At 63.6% G+C, this 13,357-nt stretch carries 17 protein-coding genes and 1 tRNA gene; 12 read left to right on the forward strand and 6 right to left on the reverse strand.

What is annotated here, in order from left to right; all coding sequences use genetic code 11:
• Positions 1 to 4 precede the first annotated feature (4 nt).
• From L540_RS17660 to L540_RS17670, 3 genes are all read left to right on the forward strand, one after another.
• Positions 5 to 769, forward strand: coding sequence for an SDR family NAD(P)-dependent oxidoreductase (locus tag L540_RS17660; RefSeq protein ID WP_043213629.1), 765 nt, complete (start codon positions 5 to 7; stop codon positions 767 to 769).
• Positions 770 to 870: 101 nt separating this feature from the next.
• Positions 871 to 955: transfer RNA gene (locus L540_RS17665), tRNA-Leu, on the forward strand.
• 151 nt (positions 956 to 1,106) lie between these two features.
• Positions 1,107 to 1,394: a hypothetical protein gene (locus L540_RS17670; RefSeq protein WP_043213631.1), complete on the forward strand. Its 288-nt coding sequence runs from the start codon at positions 1,107 to 1,109 to the stop codon at positions 1,392 to 1,394.
• Between the two features lie 8 nt (positions 1,395 to 1,402).
• Here L540_RS17670 and L540_RS17675 read toward each other — a convergent pair whose 3' ends face one another.
• Together L540_RS17675 and L540_RS17685 are read right to left on the reverse strand one after the other, a co-directional pair.
• Complete coding sequence (locus L540_RS17675; protein WP_043213634.1) at positions 1,403 to 1,915, reverse strand: hypothetical protein; 513 nt, start codon at positions 1,913 to 1,915, stop codon at positions 1,403 to 1,405.
• Between the two features lie 299 nt (positions 1,916 to 2,214).
• A complete protein-coding gene (locus tag L540_RS17685) occupies positions 2,215 to 3,234 on the reverse strand; it encodes a phage repressor protein (protein WP_043213792.1) in 1,020 nt (339 codons plus the stop codon).
• A gap of 146 nt (positions 3,235 to 3,380) precedes the next feature.
• On the opposite strand from L540_RS17685, the gene L540_RS17690 reads away from it, so the two are divergent.
• A complete protein-coding gene (locus tag L540_RS17690) occupies positions 3,381 to 3,617 on the forward strand; it encodes a helix-turn-helix domain-containing protein (RefSeq protein ID WP_231584859.1) in 237 nt (78 codons plus the stop codon).
• A 2-nt stretch (positions 3,618 to 3,619) separates the two neighbouring features.
• Here L540_RS17690 and L540_RS21815 read toward each other — a convergent pair whose 3' ends face one another.
• Complete coding sequence (locus L540_RS21815; RefSeq protein WP_131726030.1) at positions 3,620 to 4,147, reverse strand: cell division protein ZapB; 528 nt, start codon at positions 4,145 to 4,147, stop codon at positions 3,620 to 3,622.
• Between the two features lie 291 nt (positions 4,148 to 4,438).
• Here L540_RS21815 and L540_RS17695 point away from each other — a divergent pair, with 291 nt between their 5' ends.
• The 6 genes from L540_RS17695 to L540_RS17720 all read left to right on the forward strand — a co-directional run bounded on the left by L540_RS17695 (position 4,439) and on the right by L540_RS17720 (position 6,456).
• Positions 4,439 to 4,753, forward strand: a complete 315-nt coding sequence (locus tag L540_RS17695; RefSeq protein ID WP_043213642.1) for a CII family transcriptional regulator — start codon at positions 4,439 to 4,441, stop codon at positions 4,751 to 4,753.
• On the forward strand, positions 4,753 to 5,163 hold the full coding sequence (locus L540_RS17700; protein ID WP_043213644.1) for a recombination protein NinB: 411 nt from the start codon (positions 4,753 to 4,755) through the stop codon (positions 5,161 to 5,163). Before L540_RS17695 ends, L540_RS17700 begins: the two co-directional genes overlap by 1 nt.
• Positions 5,163 to 5,552, forward strand: a complete 390-nt coding sequence (locus tag L540_RS17705; RefSeq protein WP_231584861.1) for a hypothetical protein — start codon at positions 5,163 to 5,165, stop codon at positions 5,550 to 5,552. The genes L540_RS17700 and L540_RS17705 overlap by 1 nt, the downstream gene beginning before the upstream one ends.
• 2 nt (positions 5,553 to 5,554) lie before the next feature.
• Entirely contained in the window at positions 5,555 to 5,836 is a 282-nt protein-coding gene (locus L540_RS17710) for a hypothetical protein (RefSeq protein ID WP_043213645.1), read from the forward strand.
• Between the two features lie 73 nt (positions 5,837 to 5,909).
• Positions 5,910 to 6,191: a BrnT family toxin gene (locus L540_RS17715; RefSeq protein ID WP_043213647.1), complete on the forward strand. Its 282-nt coding sequence runs from the start codon at positions 5,910 to 5,912 to the stop codon at positions 6,189 to 6,191.
• A complete protein-coding gene (locus L540_RS17720; RefSeq protein ID WP_043213649.1) occupies positions 6,178 to 6,456 on the forward strand; it encodes a BrnA antitoxin family protein in 279 nt (92 codons plus the stop codon). The genes L540_RS17715 and L540_RS17720 overlap by 14 nt, the downstream gene beginning before the upstream one ends.
• An 82-nt stretch (positions 6,457 to 6,538) precedes the next feature.
• Here L540_RS17720 and mnmH read toward each other — a convergent pair whose 3' ends face one another.
• Positions 6,539 to 7,669, reverse strand: coding sequence for a tRNA 2-selenouridine(34) synthase MnmH (gene mnmH, locus L540_RS17725; protein WP_043213797.1), 1,131 nt, complete (start codon positions 7,667 to 7,669; stop codon positions 6,539 to 6,541).
• Positions 7,670 to 7,724: 55 nt separating this feature from the next.
• A complete protein-coding gene (locus L540_RS17730) occupies positions 7,725 to 10,304 on the reverse strand; it encodes a bifunctional diguanylate cyclase/phosphodiesterase (RefSeq protein WP_043213651.1) in 2,580 nt (859 codons plus the stop codon).
• A gap of 336 nt (positions 10,305 to 10,640) precedes the next feature.
• Between L540_RS17730 and L540_RS17735 the strand changes: the two genes are divergently transcribed.
• Positions 10,641 to 12,032, forward strand: a complete 1,392-nt coding sequence (locus L540_RS17735) for a hypothetical protein (protein ID WP_231584869.1) — start codon at positions 10,641 to 10,643, stop codon at positions 12,030 to 12,032.
• A gap of 12 nt (positions 12,033 to 12,044) precedes the next feature.
• On the opposite strand, the gene L540_RS17740 is transcribed toward L540_RS17735, so the two are convergent.
• Entirely contained in the window at positions 12,045 to 12,575 is a 531-nt protein-coding gene (locus L540_RS17740) for a hypothetical protein (RefSeq protein ID WP_043213656.1), read from the reverse strand.
• Positions 12,576 to 12,791: 216 nt separating this feature from the next.
• On the opposite strand from L540_RS17740, the gene L540_RS17745 reads away from it, so the two are divergent.
• Positions 12,792 to 13,313 carry a DUF4142 domain-containing protein gene (locus tag L540_RS17745; protein ID WP_043213657.1) on the forward strand — a complete coding sequence of 174 codons (522 nt, stop codon included), beginning with the start codon at positions 12,792 to 12,794 and terminating at the stop codon, positions 13,311 to 13,313.
• Positions 13,314 to 13,357 lie beyond the last annotated feature (44 nt).

A 13,357-nucleotide genomic window follows, 5' to 3' on the forward strand; every position in this document is an offset into this window, starting at 1 on the left:
CATCATGCAACGCTATACGGACCGGGTGGTCTTTATTTCGGGCGGCCTGGGCGATATGGGCCAGGCTATCGCGCAACGGCTGGCCGACGAGGGCGCGACCGTAGTGCTGGGCGATATCGCGCGGCCAGACCCGGCGCGGCGCGACGGCCCGGCGCCCTGGGTGCTGCCGCTGGATGTCACACAGCCGCGGAGTTGGGACGAGGCCATGCAGGCCATTGTCGAGCGTCACGGGCGTCTCGATGTGCTGGTCAACAACGCGGGCGTGGTATCCACGCAATCGGTCAATTTCGATGAGATCGACGCCGGCGAATGGCGGCGTCTGTTCGCCATCAACGTGGACGGCGTCTTTCATGGCGTGCAGGCGGCCATGCGCGTGATGAAACGCCAGGCCGATGGCGGGGCCATCGTCAACATGGGCTCCATTGCCGGCTTTGTGGGATCGGCCACCGGCGGCGCCTACGGCGCGAGCAAAAGCACGTTGCGCAATCTTACCCAGCAAGCGGCCCTGAGCGCGGCGCGTGCCGGCTATCGCATCCGCGTCAACGCCGTGCATCCCGGCTATGTCTGGACCGCCCTCATCGCCGATAAGCTGGCCGCCCAGTTTGGCGGCGTGGAGGCGGCTCAGGCGGCCGTGCGCGCCATGAATCCCATGCAGACCATCGTGACGCCGGAAGACGTGGCCGCCAGCGTGGCTTTCCTGGGATCGGACGACGCGAGGATGATCACCGGCGCCGACCTCGTGGTCGACGGCGGGCGGCTGATCCAGTAGGCCAGGCGAGGCCCGGCCTTGGCGCTGCGGAAATAATCGTGCTAGAATGCCCGACTTCCCTGGATGCCAGTCTTTTTAGGCCCCGGGGCAGCAAGGCCCAAGCCGACGTGGTGAAATTGGTAGACACGCTATCTTGAGGGGGTAGTGGCGAAAGCTGTGCGAGTTCGAGTCTCGCCGTCGGCACCAAGAAATAGAAATCCGTTGATCGTATAGAATCAAAAACTATCTAAATCAACGGTGTAGCGGCAGTCAGTGGAATCCGTTGACTGCCGATTCACAAAAATTCGCAGTCTTCGGCCCCATTCTGGCCCCGCTCTCGGCCCCACGAAAGGCCCACATGGCGAGCATCCAGAAGACTGCGAAGGGCTATAGAGCCCAGATCAAAATCCAAGGCACGCGCGATAGCCAGGTGTTCGCCACCAGGCGAGAGGCCGTTGAGTGGGCAGCGCGGCGCGAATCCGAGATCCGCGATCAAGCAACGATGCCACTGGGCGAGCAGCACACGTTGCAGCAGGCCCTGCGCAAGTACGCCGAAGAGGTTTCTCCGCAGAAAAGGGGCGAGCGCTGGGAGCAGACCCAAGCTGGAAGTCCCTCAAATGAAAAAGCCACCCGGAGGTGGCTTTGAGGTTGGTGTCACGCAGCCCCGCCTGGGGGGCAGAAGTCTATGGGTCGTTGGCCGAAGCCCAACTGCGCGAGAATCCGTCGCCTCATTGACAGGCATTCAGGCTGGACGGCTTTCCCCTCGGCAGCGTCTTGCTCGTCTTGGCAAAGTTGGACCAGGCCGCGCAGTTGTGGCGGTTCATCCGCTTCCAACTCGTGGTACTCATGCCGAAGTTGTTTGAGTGCCTCTGGAGAATCCTCGGCTAGCACTGCTTTGGACAGTATGGCATTGAAGCGATTGGCCAGGCTCCCGTGTCGAGCAGCCATTCCCGGGCAGTCAATGACAATTGTCGCGATGGTAAACACGCCACTGATGATAGCCGCAGCCAGCGTAAATGCACTTGCATCGAATCCGATCGATGCAAGGGCAATCAACGACATCGCCTTGGATGAGGCGTCCAGCACGCGGTAAAAGCCCTCACGCTTACGGTGATAGCTGATACTCAATTTTGCGTCGTACTGGATGTCGTCGATTGTGTCGTTCATCACTTATTTTCCGTTTCCGCCTGAGCCGCTACCGCTTCCTCCGCCGTCGCGCCGAGGCTGAACTCGCGAGACTGTATTGCCATCGCTTCGTTCACTGCGTTCCTGCACTCGGCCAGGGATGTAGTGCGGTTGTCTGTCATGGCCGAAGCCGCTGTCGCGGCTTGGAGTTGGCGTCTTAGACTTTCCGCCATTACCGGGTTTTGTTGCCATTATTGCCTCTCCTGTGAAAATGCGCTATTGGTTCGTACCGCGCTTTTTGTTGTGAATGCCATGCAACTTAATTTCTTTTCATTGCGCCATTACGACCGCACCCACTGGCCCGCCTCATCATCCCGCAGCCTGGCGCCAGCCCACACGACCTGGCCAAGCACCCGTATGGGATGCCCATTCTCAAGAGGAACGTCCGCGTAGGCAGGGTTGAACGACCGAGCCACCCAGCGCCCGGAGATCCGGTCCTTGACCACCGTCTTTACGATCATCTTGCCGTCGTAGTTGATTGCGTAGACGCCGCCTGCGGCCAGGTCGCGTAGAGTCAGGCTCTCATTCGGGACCACGAGAAGGGCAGCTCCGTCCCGAATGATGGGCTCCATACTGTCGCCTTTTGCATACACCACTCGTCCGCGGCCACCGTCTGCTCCTACTGAACGCAGGAAAGAGCGGCGGAACTGGATCATTCCAGTCTGCTCTTCACCGTCGGCCTCGATCCCATCGCCGGCAGATAGCCGCACATCGGCCAGTTCTGGCACCTTTTCAAAGCGGTCATTGGCTGCTGGCGGGTCGCCTGCTGCAACATTGGCAATGACCGAGTCGGCGAGGCTGAGCTTAAGCGACCCCTCCCGCTCCATCTGCTTGGTCGTCTTGCCGCCTTCCCATGGGCCAGGGAGGCCGGGTATCCGCATGGGGAACTCGTCCGTGGCTTGGTTTATATCCACCAAGGACCCGCGAGCCGTAGGCACACTCTTTGGTGGCGGGGCAATCGTGATCCCTAGGTTCATTTGAGCGATAGCAAGAGCCATCGCGCCCTGGAGAGCGTTGAGCTTGGCCGGGGGGAGAGCTCGCACCTGTTCTTCCGATATTTCCGGAAAAGGCCAAGAAGGTGCGGGTGAGCTAACAACGGCCGGCATGGATCCAGCCTCGACCTCAAACCAGCCTTTCATCCCAGGCATTGCTTCAATCGCCCAGACTGTCTTTTCAGTTACGGGCCGAATGCCTGAAAGCATCTGGCGAACGAATGCGCCGTCCTTGTAGCCGAGTCGCCGGCCAAAGTCGGTTTTATTCCCTTTCGATACGTGTTCCACGGCGGCCAACAAGCGGCTCATCCTGAACTCGTTTAGCTCAACTTCATTCATGCGCCGGAAAGTAGCATGCGCTACGGGCGCATTTGCTACTTTAAATGAGTAGCAAACGCTACTAGAATGCGAGTATAGATCTGAACTCATACCTGTCTTCTCTGGGAGCTCCCTCTGTGTCGCAGTTGCGCATGCGAATGGTGGAGCTCGGCTACGACGTCAAGAATGACGCGCAAATTCGACAGTGGCGCACTCGCTACAAAGGGCGCGTTCCGACCCCTGAGTACTGCGTAGGTCTTGAACTCGCCTCTCAAGGCGCGGTTTTGCGTCAGCACCTGCGCGACGACTGGCAGCGCATCTGGCCCGAGCTTGCCCACCAGTCGGACGCTGTCCGGCGAGAGGAGGCTGTGTGATGTCATCGAGCCATCCATCCATTCGTCCCGAGGCCGGGCCCAGCACTTTCAACAGCTGCGGCACTGATCTTTATGGACCCGTCGGACATGAAATTGATGCTGCCATGCGCGGGGCAATGCAGAAATCGCTTTGCCGACTTCGGTTGGAGAGACGTAGTTTTTCCTTCCTGGAAGCAATTTATGCAGCGGTAAATCGGATTCGAGGTCGGCTCCTCTGCTTCCTTGTGACGAAGCACAACGCCGCCGCCTTGCGTGGTGTGCGGTATCCAACTTTCCCAATCATCAAAGCGTTGTATGAGCTCGGCATTCCGTGTCTTAAGGGCCAAATTCTCTGCGCCCAGCGCCGCGTTCTCATTAGCGAGTCGCTCATTCTCCGCCGTCAGGAGCTCATTCGTTCGCTTCAGGCCAAGTATGGTGCGAAGCCAACGAACTGGGGCGTAGAGCCATTTGCCAATCGTGGCGGCGTTCTTGATAGCGGCCACGACAGCACCGGCCACTGCGGCCCAGGTGAGGATTTGGTGCCAGTCCATAAGGGTTCCCCCAACGTAGAAAAGGGCGGCGTAGGAACCCCCGATTCTACGTTGCGTGGGAACCACGGCGGGGAGGGCGCATGACGCCATCAATGCAGAGTCTCCGCAATGTGGGCATCCGCCTCGCATGTCATGCGCTCCCGCTCCGCGCACAGCTCTCTAAAGATATCCAGCACGGCCGCTTCCGAAGGGTCAACAAGGTGCGTTTCGCAACTTCGGCGGCCTCCTTCAACAACTTATCAGTTTCGGTCACGAAACACCCCTCGCTCTTTGTCCATAAGGAAGTACTCGATGAGCACCCAGACAGTTTCCACCGATGAGGTTGAAAGCACACGCAAGATCGCTACACGAATTCACAGCGAGATTTTGCAGCGCCTTGCAGACGTCACGCAGGAACGTGCAGCCGATTTCATGGGCACTTCGGCGAGCACCGTTAGTCGGGTGAAAGAGGATCTGGAGAAGGTCTGTCAGCTTCTGGCGGCCATCGACTTCCAACTGGCGCCCAGCGATGCGGTCGTGGTCGACCAGCGCGAACAGCAGGCCATTGAAAGCCTGGCTTTCAAGTACTTGCAGGCACGGCAAGAGACGTGGAAGAGGAAGAGCTAATGGACAAGCAGGTCTTTGTCCTCTCCCATCCGTTGGCCCGGCGCAACGCTGCGCATGCTTGCGCGAACGCGCCTGAAGGCTATCGCGTGGAGATTAAGCCGCGGACTCGCACGTTGGCGCAAAACGACATGCTCTGGTCGATCCTGACCGACATCAGCCGCCAGGTTGAGTTCGTTGTGAACGGCGCTCTGGCAAAGCTCAAGCCTGAGGAGGTCAAGGACATCCTGACGGCGGGCCTGCGCCGCGAAACTCGTATGGCTATGGGTATCGACGGCGGCATGGTCTTGCTCGGACATCGAACCAGCAAGATGACCGTGCGCGAGATGAAGGACCTGATCGACCTGGCCTACGCCTTCGGCAATGAGCGGAGCGTGGAATGGTCCAGGACGAGCATGGGACGGGACGCCTAATGCGCACCTCCACGCTCCAGCGCAAGATCCCCATGCGCCGGTCCAAGCCGAAGCGCGAAAAGGGTCTTGGTCACAAGCTGGAAGTTGTCATGGGCTTCTACCGGCCTCCAGGGCACAAGCTTCCCACGCTGCTTCGCAGCGAGCAGCACCGCCGCAATGTCGTGGCGCTGGGTTGCTTGGTGACTGGCGGCCCGGCACAGGCTTGTCACGCAAACATCACGAAGGGAACGGCCCTGAAGGCCTGCGACAGCCTGTGCTTTCCGCTATCGCCAGAGCTGCACCGCCAGCATGACCAGGGCGGGATCCTGATTTCCACTGAGCAAGCAGAGCTTGTCTGCGAGTGGATTCGTGGCGCCTCGAATGCGCTTCAAAAGAGCGGGAGCGTGTAGCAATGCGCGACTACGGGAAGGTGTCCCCGCAATTCTGGATCGGGGAAACAGGCAAGCGTTTGCGTAAGGCCGGGACCGAAGCTCAGGTGGTTGCTTTGTATCTCATGACTTGCTCGCATTCCAACATGATTGGCCTGTACTACCTGCCCGTCATGTACATCGCGCATGAGACCGGATTGGGTATGGAAGGGGCTTTGAAGGGGCTTCAAAGGGCCTCGGAAGCTGGGTTTTGTCAGTACGACGAGACCACTGAAATGGTATGGGTCACCAACCCAGTAGCGTGATCCCTTCGCTGGGACAGATCGGTGCGCCGCCCGGAAGACAATCCTCGCTAGTACTTTGCGGGGAAATTATTGTATGTACAATAAGTGTGTGGTCATTACATTCGACCCGGCTAAAGACAGCAGCAACCAGCGCAAGCACGGCGTGTCGCTGGCCGACGCGGGAGCGTTCGAGTGGGATGACGCCGTGGTGCGGGAAGACACGCGCCGTGAATACGGCGAGCGCCGCATGGTCGCGCTGGGCTACATCGGCGTGCGCCTGTATTGCGCGATATACGTTGATCGCGGCGAGGAGCGCCGGATCATCAGCCTGCGCAAGGCAAATTCAAGAGAGGTGAAACACTATGCCGAAGCTTAAGCCTGGGACTATCGTCCCGACCCCGGAAGAAGACGAGGCCATCAATCGCGGGATCGCTGCCGACCCCGATACCTACGAGCTGACTGCCGCTGACCTGAAGCAGATGAAGCGCCTGGGCCGGCCGAAGGCTGCTGTCACCAAAGAGCGCATCACCATCCGGCTGTCGCCTGAAGTGGTGGAGGCGTTCCGGGCTCAGGGCAGTGGCTGGCAGACTCGGATGGATGACGCTCTGCGCGAGTGGCTGAGAGAGCACGAGACGGCATAAGAAAACCGGGTAGGATTGGACTTGTTATCTATAGTGTTCGCGTCTCGCCGTCGTACTACCTGGCGCAAGGGGCTGTTCGCCTTCAAGTGCGCCGCGGCCGGTGCTCGCTGGCGGCGCTGGCGGCGTGCTGGCGCAGGTAGGCCAGCACGGCCTGCTGGTCGCCCGCGAACACAATGCGATCCTGCTTGAGCTTGCGCTGATAGGCGTACATGGGGTCGTAGTACTGGGACAGCAGGGCGGCGATCCATTCGCGGTGTCCGTCCACCGCGCCGCTGGCGGCCTGTTCGGCCAGCGCCGCGTCCATCATGGCCGAGAGCTGCTGGTAGCGCAGGCCGCCCAGGCGCTTGCGTATGCCGGCAAGGCTTTGCCGCAGGCGTTGGGCGAAGGCTTCATCGCCCGGGCCGGGGCCGTAGTGCTGGACGAAACTGGCGCGCAGGTCCACGACATAGTCGCGCAGGATGCGCTGGATGCGGTTTTGCAGGCTGTCTTCCAGCCAGACCACGGGGCAGTCCTGCATGAGGCGATAGAGTTCGACCGGCAGGCTGCAGCTGCCTATGGCCTGCCCTTCGTCCTCCACCACGAAACCGGATTGGCCCGCATGGCGCTTGCGCAGCACGTCGATGGCCAGCGCGTTGTCGAAATCGATTTGCACGGGCTGCGGCAGGACCTGTTTGCCGAAGCTCGATCCGCGGTGCCGGGCGTGGTGTTCCAGGTCCAGGGCGTTGGGGAGTTCGCCCAGCACATCGGTCTTGCCCGTGCCGGTCATGCCGCCCAGGACGACGAAGCGGCATTGGCCGAAGGCTTGCTCCAGGGTGCCGAGCAGAAAGTTCCGCATGGCTTTGTAGCCGCCGGCCACGCGCGGGTAGGCGATGCCGGCCTCGGTCTTGAGCCAGGATTGCACGATCTGCGAACGCATGCCGCCGCGAAAGCAATACAGATAGCCATCGGGGTGGGCGCGCGCGAAGTCGGCCCAGGCCTGGATGCGGGCCTGCTTGAGCGGGCCGCTGACCAGGCGATGCCCCAGCGCGATGGCCGCTTCCGGCCCTTGCTGCTTGTAGCAGATGCCGACCTGCTCGCGCTCGCCGTCGTCCATGAGCGGCAGGTTGACCGCGCCCGGGAACGCGCCCTTGGCGAATTCGACGGGCGCGCGCGTGTCCAGCAGCGGCACATCGGTGAGAAACAGGTCTTGGTAGTCGAGGCAGTCGTCGCGCATGGCGATCCCGGGGCAGTTCAAGGTGGAACGGCCCGGATTTTACGCCTGCCTGGCCTCAGCCCTTTTCGCCGTGCGCGGCCAGCGCCGGTCCGTGCTCGTGCAGGAACCAGGCTTCGAGCTCGGCGGGCGGCAGCGGGCGCGAGAAAAGATAGCCCTGCGCGACCGGATAGCCTTGCTCATGCAGCATGAGGTTCTGCGCGCTGGTTTCCACGCCTTCGGCCACCACGGTCAGGTCCAGGCTCTTGCCTATGCCCAGGATCGCCGCGCTCAGGGCGCGCGCGGCGGCATCGTGACCCAGGTCCGCCACGAAGCTGCGGTCCAGTTTGAGTTCCGATACCGGCAGGCGCCGCAGATAGCTCAGGCTGGAGTAGCCGGTGCCGAAATCGTCCATGGACAGGCGCACGCCCTGGGCATGGACTTGGGCGATGGTCTGCATGGTGCTGGGGTTGGTGTCCAGCAGAATGCTTTCGGTCAGCTCCAGGGTCAGGTCGGCCGGCGCCAGGGCGTTCTTGCGCAGAATGTCGGCGATCGTCCGCGGCAGGTCGAGGTTGTGGAAACTCGTGGGCGAGAGGTTGACCGAGACGGCCGGCACGGTCAGGCCCTTGGCGCGCCAGGCGGAGAGCTGGCGGCAGGCCGCCCGCACGGCCCACAGGCCCAGGTCGGCGATCAGACCGCACTCTTCGGCCAGCGGGATGAAGCGTGACGGCGGGATATCGCCCAGGGTGGGATGGGTCCAGCGCGCCAGCGCCTCGACCCCGTACAGCCGGCCCGTGCCCAGTTCTATCTGCGGCTGGTAGTTCAGGCGCAACATGCCTTTCTTCAAGGCGTGGCGCAGATCGGTCTCCAGGGCCAGCCGTTCCTGGGCCAGCCGGTTCATCTCGCCGCTAAAGAAGCTGAAGCGGCCCCGCCCGCCGCTCTTGGCCTGGTACATGGCCAGATCGGCGCGCTGCAGCAGGGTTTCCATGTCGCTGCCGTCGGCCGGGAACATCGCCACCCCCACACAGGCCGAGATGGACAGATCCGTGTCGGCCAGTTGCAGCGGCAGGGCGAGTTCGGCTTGCAGACGTTCGACGGCGTCGGCGGCCCGGTCGGCGTCGGCTTGCGGCAGCACCACGACGAATTCGTCGCCGGACAGGCGTCCCAGGAGATCAGTGGGACGCAGTTTGGCGCGGATGCGGTCGGCGGCGGCGCGCAGCAGCTCGTCTCCCGCCACGTGGCCCAGCGAATCGTTGACCTGCTTGAAGCGGTCCAGGTCGATGAAGAGCACCGCCAGCGGGTCCTTGTTGCGCGAGGCCGAGGCGATGGCCTGGTCGGCCTTGGCCAGCAGCAGACTGCGATTGGCGATGCCGGTCAGGCCGTCATAGAAGGCCAGCTGGCGGATGCGCTGGCGCGCATGTTCACGCTCCAGCGCCAGGGCGCACAAGTGCGTGCAAGCGTCCACCAGGCTTTGATGGAAAGCCTGCGAGGCGGCGCTGCGCGGTTGCCGGTAATAGAAGGCGAAGCAGCCGATCACCGCGTTCTGGCTGTTGCGGATGGGCGTGGACCAGCAGCCGGTAAAGCCCAGGGGCAGCACGATGTCGCGATAGTCCGCCCACAGCGGATCGGTGGCGATATCGTCCACGCAGACGCTTTCATTGCGCCAGGCCGCCGTGCCGCAGGAGCCGGCCGCCGGCCCGATCGATTGGCCCTCTAGCACCTGGCAGAAGTGCGGCGGCAAGCTGGGCGCGGCCAGGGGGCGCAGATGCCCCTGGCTATTGACCTCCAGGATGGAGGCGGCGATTTCGGGGGCAATGCGCTCGACCTCCTGGCAGATCAGTTCCAGGACTTCGGTCAGGGGCTGCTCGCGAACCATGGCCTCCAGCACCTGGTGCTGCAAGGCTTCGTGCATCTTGGCGCGCGTGATGTCCGTGAACATGGTCACGATATGCGTGAGCCGGCCCTGGCCGTCGAACATCGGATTGGTGATGATCTTGGCCCAATAGCGCTGGCCCTGCTTGCCGACGACGATCTCCTCACGCTGCGAGGCGATGCCCCTGATCAGCCGCTTGCGGCGCACATGCACATAGCCCGGACCCAGTTGGGGCGTGAGCAGATCGATGGTGTTCTTGCCCATGACTTCCTGGGCGGTCCAGCCGAACATGCGCGTAAAGCCGGCGTTGGCATAGACGAAGCGGGCTTCGCTGTCGGCCATGATGACGGCGGTGTCGGTGGCATCGGCGGCCAATGTCAGCTGCTGCAGGCTGGCTTTTTGCGCTTGTTCGCGCCGCACCTGCGCGCTGATGTCCGTGGCCGCCTTGAGGATGTGGAGGATGGCGCCGTCGGCGCCGCGCACCGGCGTGTAGCTGGCTTGCAGCCAGCTGCTTTGGCCATCCTGTCCGATCTGCTCTTCCCTGACTGAATGCGACTCGCCTGCCAGCAGCCTGGGCCAGAAGTCTTCCGCGCGATCGGCGCCGGGATGGAAGCTGTCGCGATGGCGGCCCAGGGCTTCCTCGCGGCGATAGCCCAGGATGGCGAGATATATATCGTTGGCGCGCCGCAGCACACCATCGGGGCTGTACTCAGCCAAGGCCATCAGGCGATTGAGAGCCTCCAACTGCGCCATGGGCCGGTCGACCGGCTCGCTTTGCTTGAACATGGCCCACCTTCTCGCAAATTGCTGGCGGTGCAACGCACCGTTGATCATGGGCTCGCGCCCGAACGTTTGCTGCGGGAATCTCGTGAGGCGCCGGGTTCCCGGGTGCCTCGCCAGGCCCAGGCGTCTTCAGTGCCAAGCTCGTTTGCTCCACATGGTGGAGTACGGCGGTTCTTTGCTGGACTTTAGACGCTAAAACGGGAATTTCAAATTAATTCTGACCTGTGAAATATATTGAAATTCAAGCGAGGCGGGCGCATCGGCCGCGGCAAGACGCTTGGCGGCGCGCTCGGCCTACAGTAAGCTGCCCCGGCGATAGTGGTGACAACAACGGTGCAGATGAGCAGACTATCGGGCGCGATGCTGCTGCGCCGCTATGAACAACGCAAGAAGGCGCGCTGGCAGCAACGTTGCCGCGAGCTGTTATTTACAAAAGATCCGGCCCGCGCCCGCCTGGCCGGGTTGCTGGCCGTCAGTCTGGTCTATCTTCTGGCCGAGTTTGCTTTCAGCGCCTGGATCGTGGAAGCCACGGCCGTCAATGCGGATGCCGCCACGCTGTGGGGTGCCCGCGTCTATGGCTGCTTGTTGACCGGCTGCGCGATTGCCCTGGTCGTCTGGCCCATGCTGCGCGACCGCGGCGGTCGTGGCCGGGCGCTGCTGTTTTTTCTCCTGATCTCGGGCAGCCTGGCGTGGGCGGCCCATGCAATCGAGCGTGCCGTGCTGGCCGAGCTGGTGCGGGGCTCCAGCGCCCAGGCCCGCGCGGCGGCTGTGACCGGCATGCTGCTGCGCCAGGGTTTGGCCGTGGATGCGGTGGATGCGACGGAGTTCGAGGGGCTGTGGCATGAAGACCTGGGAGGATCGGTCCCGGGCAAATCCTTCGCGGCCCTGGCGGCGTTTCTGGCCGCGCCCTATCTCGATGGCGCCGTGGGCGCCATCGATGTGGATGAAGCCTATGCGCGTTTCGTGCGCAGCCAGCTGACGATGCAGAAGCGATTCCAGGCCTATCGCGATCCCGACACCTTCAGGCGGCAGGCCATCAAGCAGTGGGAGTCGCGGCGGCCCGCGCGCCCGGCGCGCGAGCCGGCCAACGAAGACCGCGCGGCCTTCATCGCGCGCACGGAATCCGCTTTGCGGCAACGCGCCGGCCTCGACGGCCTGCCGCCCGGCTTGAGCCTGGGCGAGTTCGCCGCCCATCCGCGCATGCAGGCGGCCTGGCGGGCGTTCCTGGCCTATCCCGACAGCAGTCCGCGGCTGTCGCTCGCGCCGATCGGGCGCGAGACCTTCGCCGCGCGCTATTACCGCCCCGTGAGCGATGCGCGCCAGCAGTTGCCGCCGCGCGACTACGGGCACCAGCCCGCGGCCTATGGCAATGGCGCCGAGCGGGCGGCGCAAGGGCGGCGGGCTTTTGAATTGATGGTCGCGCCCATGCTGGGCCTGGCCTTGTCCATGTTCGGCATTCTGTTGCACGTATGCCGAGGCGGGCTGCTGCTGATGCAGTACGCCAGCGGCTGGCGCTTTCGTCATGCCGGCGTCGAGCTGGTGGCGCTGCTGGCCGGTATCTGGGCGATTTGCCAACTGGCCAGGTTTTTGCCGATGACGCTGGCGGCGCAGCCGGCCTACGCATCCTGGGCGGCCGATGGCGGCGCCGCCACCGCCTGGCTCGATGCCGTGATGCGCCTGCAGACCTTCGGCTATCCCTTGTTTGACTTCGTGCTTCGGCTGCCGCGCTGAGGCCGGCGTTGTTCAGGGCAGCGGAGCTGCCGCGACATCCAGGCGCTGCAGGAGCGGCCGCAAGTCGGGATCGCCGTCCGTCCAGCGCAGCTCCACATAGGCTTCCAGGGGGGCCTCGATGCGTTGCACGCCGATGGCGCGTGCCTGTTCGGCGTCCGTCGGCGTGAAGGCCCGGCCCGGCAAGGCCATCAGCTGGCCATAGAGAATGGGCACGGCGCAGTGGCCGCAATGATTGGTCCAGACGTCTTTGCGCTTCGGGTCTGGCGCAAAACCCGGCGCCTGCCGGGCCAGGATCTCGCCCACCTCCTGGGCCAGCAGGCTGACGCCAGACAGCACCGCGGCGCTGGGATCCCGGCGCCAGCCATCGTCGCGCGGACCGTCGGTGGAAGGCTCCGGCGGCTCGTCGGCGCCGTCGTCCGGGGCCAGCGTCTCATGCGAGGGCGGCACGGCCAAGGCATGCACGGCCGTGTCCTGGCCGCAGGCGGCGCAGGCGCACTGGCTGCTGAGGATGAAGTAATAGGGCGCGCGCAGGTTCGGAGTCATGGGGCGGCGAAGGGGTGGCGCTGGCTTTGATTGTGGCACAGCTGCGGCGCGAAGCGTCAGCGCGGCCGATGCACGGCGATGACCGGCGGGCATAGGCTGGCCGGGCGCCGTGGCCAAAAGACGGATCGGGCGGCTCATCCGGGCGGGATCGCCAGCCGGTTTACGGGTAAGCTTGGAGCTGGCGCCGGCCCAGGCGCCTTTGCTCATGGAGTCGCGATGAAGATACAGTCCATGGCCCGGCGAGGGCTGGCGGTGGCGGCCTTGCTCATGACGGGGCCGCTGTTTGCGCAAGACACGCTCGGCGAGGCCGACAAGCAATTCCTCGAACGCGCCATCCAGGGCGGCCATGCCGAGGTCGCCGGCGGCAAGCTGGCGGTGGCGGCTTCGCCCAGCGAGGGCGTCAAGCAGTTCGGCCAGCGCATGATCGCCGACCATACGCGCCTGACGGACGAGCTGCTTGCGCTGGCCCGCAAAAAAGGCCTGCAGCCGCCCGATGACCTGTCTTTTGCCCAGAAGGGCAAGCTGGCCGTCATCGGCTCGGAAAGCGGCGCTGATTTTGACAAAGCCTACATCGACCAGGTGGCCGTGGCCGCGCACGAGGACGCGATCAAGCTCTTCCAGCAGACCGAGGCGCAAGGCAAGGATGCCGAGGTCAAGGCTTTTATCGCCAAGGCCTTGCCCGTCCTGCAAGCGCATCTGGATATGGCGCGCCAATTGCAGGGCCCGCAGCCCAAATGACGGCCGCGCCGCGGCGCTGAGACAGGACGCCGGGATGGCTATCC

Source organism: Bordetella pseudohinzii, assembly GCF_000657795.2.
Classification (GTDB): Bacteria; Pseudomonadota; Gammaproteobacteria; order Burkholderiales; family Burkholderiaceae_B; genus Bordetella; species Bordetella pseudohinzii.

What these genes read in the sequence shown, in the direction of transcription:
- L540_RS17730 (WP_043213651.1), bottom strand. Translation starts at nt 10,304, where the DNA reads ATGTTCAAGCAAAGCGAGCCGGTCGACCGGCCCATGGCGCAGTTGGAG.
- L540_RS17670 (WP_043213631.1), top strand. Translation starts at nt 1,107, where the DNA reads ATGGCGAGCATCCAGAAGACTGCGAAGGGCTATAGAGCCCAGATCAAA.
- L540_RS17660 (WP_043213629.1), top strand. Translation starts at nt 5, where the DNA reads ATGCAACGCTATACGGACCGGGTGGTCTTTATTTCGGGCGGCCTGGGC.
- L540_RS17715 (WP_043213647.1), top strand. Translation starts at nt 5,910, where the DNA reads ATGTACAATAAGTGTGTGGTCATTACATTCGACCCGGCTAAAGACAGC.
- L540_RS17700 (WP_043213644.1), top strand. Translation starts at nt 4,753, where the DNA reads ATGGACAAGCAGGTCTTTGTCCTCTCCCATCCGTTGGCCCGGCGCAAC.
- L540_RS17705 (WP_231584861.1), top strand. Translation starts at nt 5,163, where the DNA reads ATGCGCACCTCCACGCTCCAGCGCAAGATCCCCATGCGCCGGTCCAAG.
- L540_RS17740 (WP_043213656.1), bottom strand. Translation starts at nt 12,575, where the DNA reads ATGACTCCGAACCTGCGCGCGCCCTATTACTTCATCCTCAGCAGCCAG.
- L540_RS17695 (WP_043213642.1), top strand. Translation starts at nt 4,439, where the DNA reads ATGAGCACCCAGACAGTTTCCACCGATGAGGTTGAAAGCACACGCAAG.
- L540_RS17710 (WP_043213645.1), top strand. Translation starts at nt 5,555, where the DNA reads ATGCGCGACTACGGGAAGGTGTCCCCGCAATTCTGGATCGGGGAAACA.
- L540_RS17720 (WP_043213649.1), top strand. Translation starts at nt 6,178, where the DNA reads ATGCCGAAGCTTAAGCCTGGGACTATCGTCCCGACCCCGGAAGAAGAC.
- L540_RS17675 (WP_043213634.1), bottom strand. Translation starts at nt 1,915, where the DNA reads ATGAACGACACAATCGACGACATCCAGTACGACGCAAAATTGAGTATC.
- L540_RS17745 (WP_043213657.1), top strand. Translation starts at nt 12,792, where the DNA reads ATGAAGATACAGTCCATGGCCCGGCGAGGGCTGGCGGTGGCGGCCTTG.
- L540_RS17685 (WP_043213792.1), bottom strand. Translation starts at nt 3,234, where the DNA reads ATGAGCCGCTTGTTGGCCGCCGTGGAACACGTATCGAAAGGGAATAAA.
- L540_RS21815 (WP_131726030.1), bottom strand. Translation starts at nt 4,147, where the DNA reads ATGGACTGGCACCAAATCCTCACCTGGGCCGCAGTGGCCGGTGCTGTC.
- mnmH (WP_043213797.1), bottom strand. Translation starts at nt 7,669, where the DNA reads ATGCGCGACGACTGCCTCGACTACCAAGACCTGTTTCTCACCGATGTG.
- L540_RS17735 (WP_231584869.1), top strand. Translation starts at nt 10,641, where the DNA reads ATGAGCAGACTATCGGGCGCGATGCTGCTGCGCCGCTATGAACAACGC.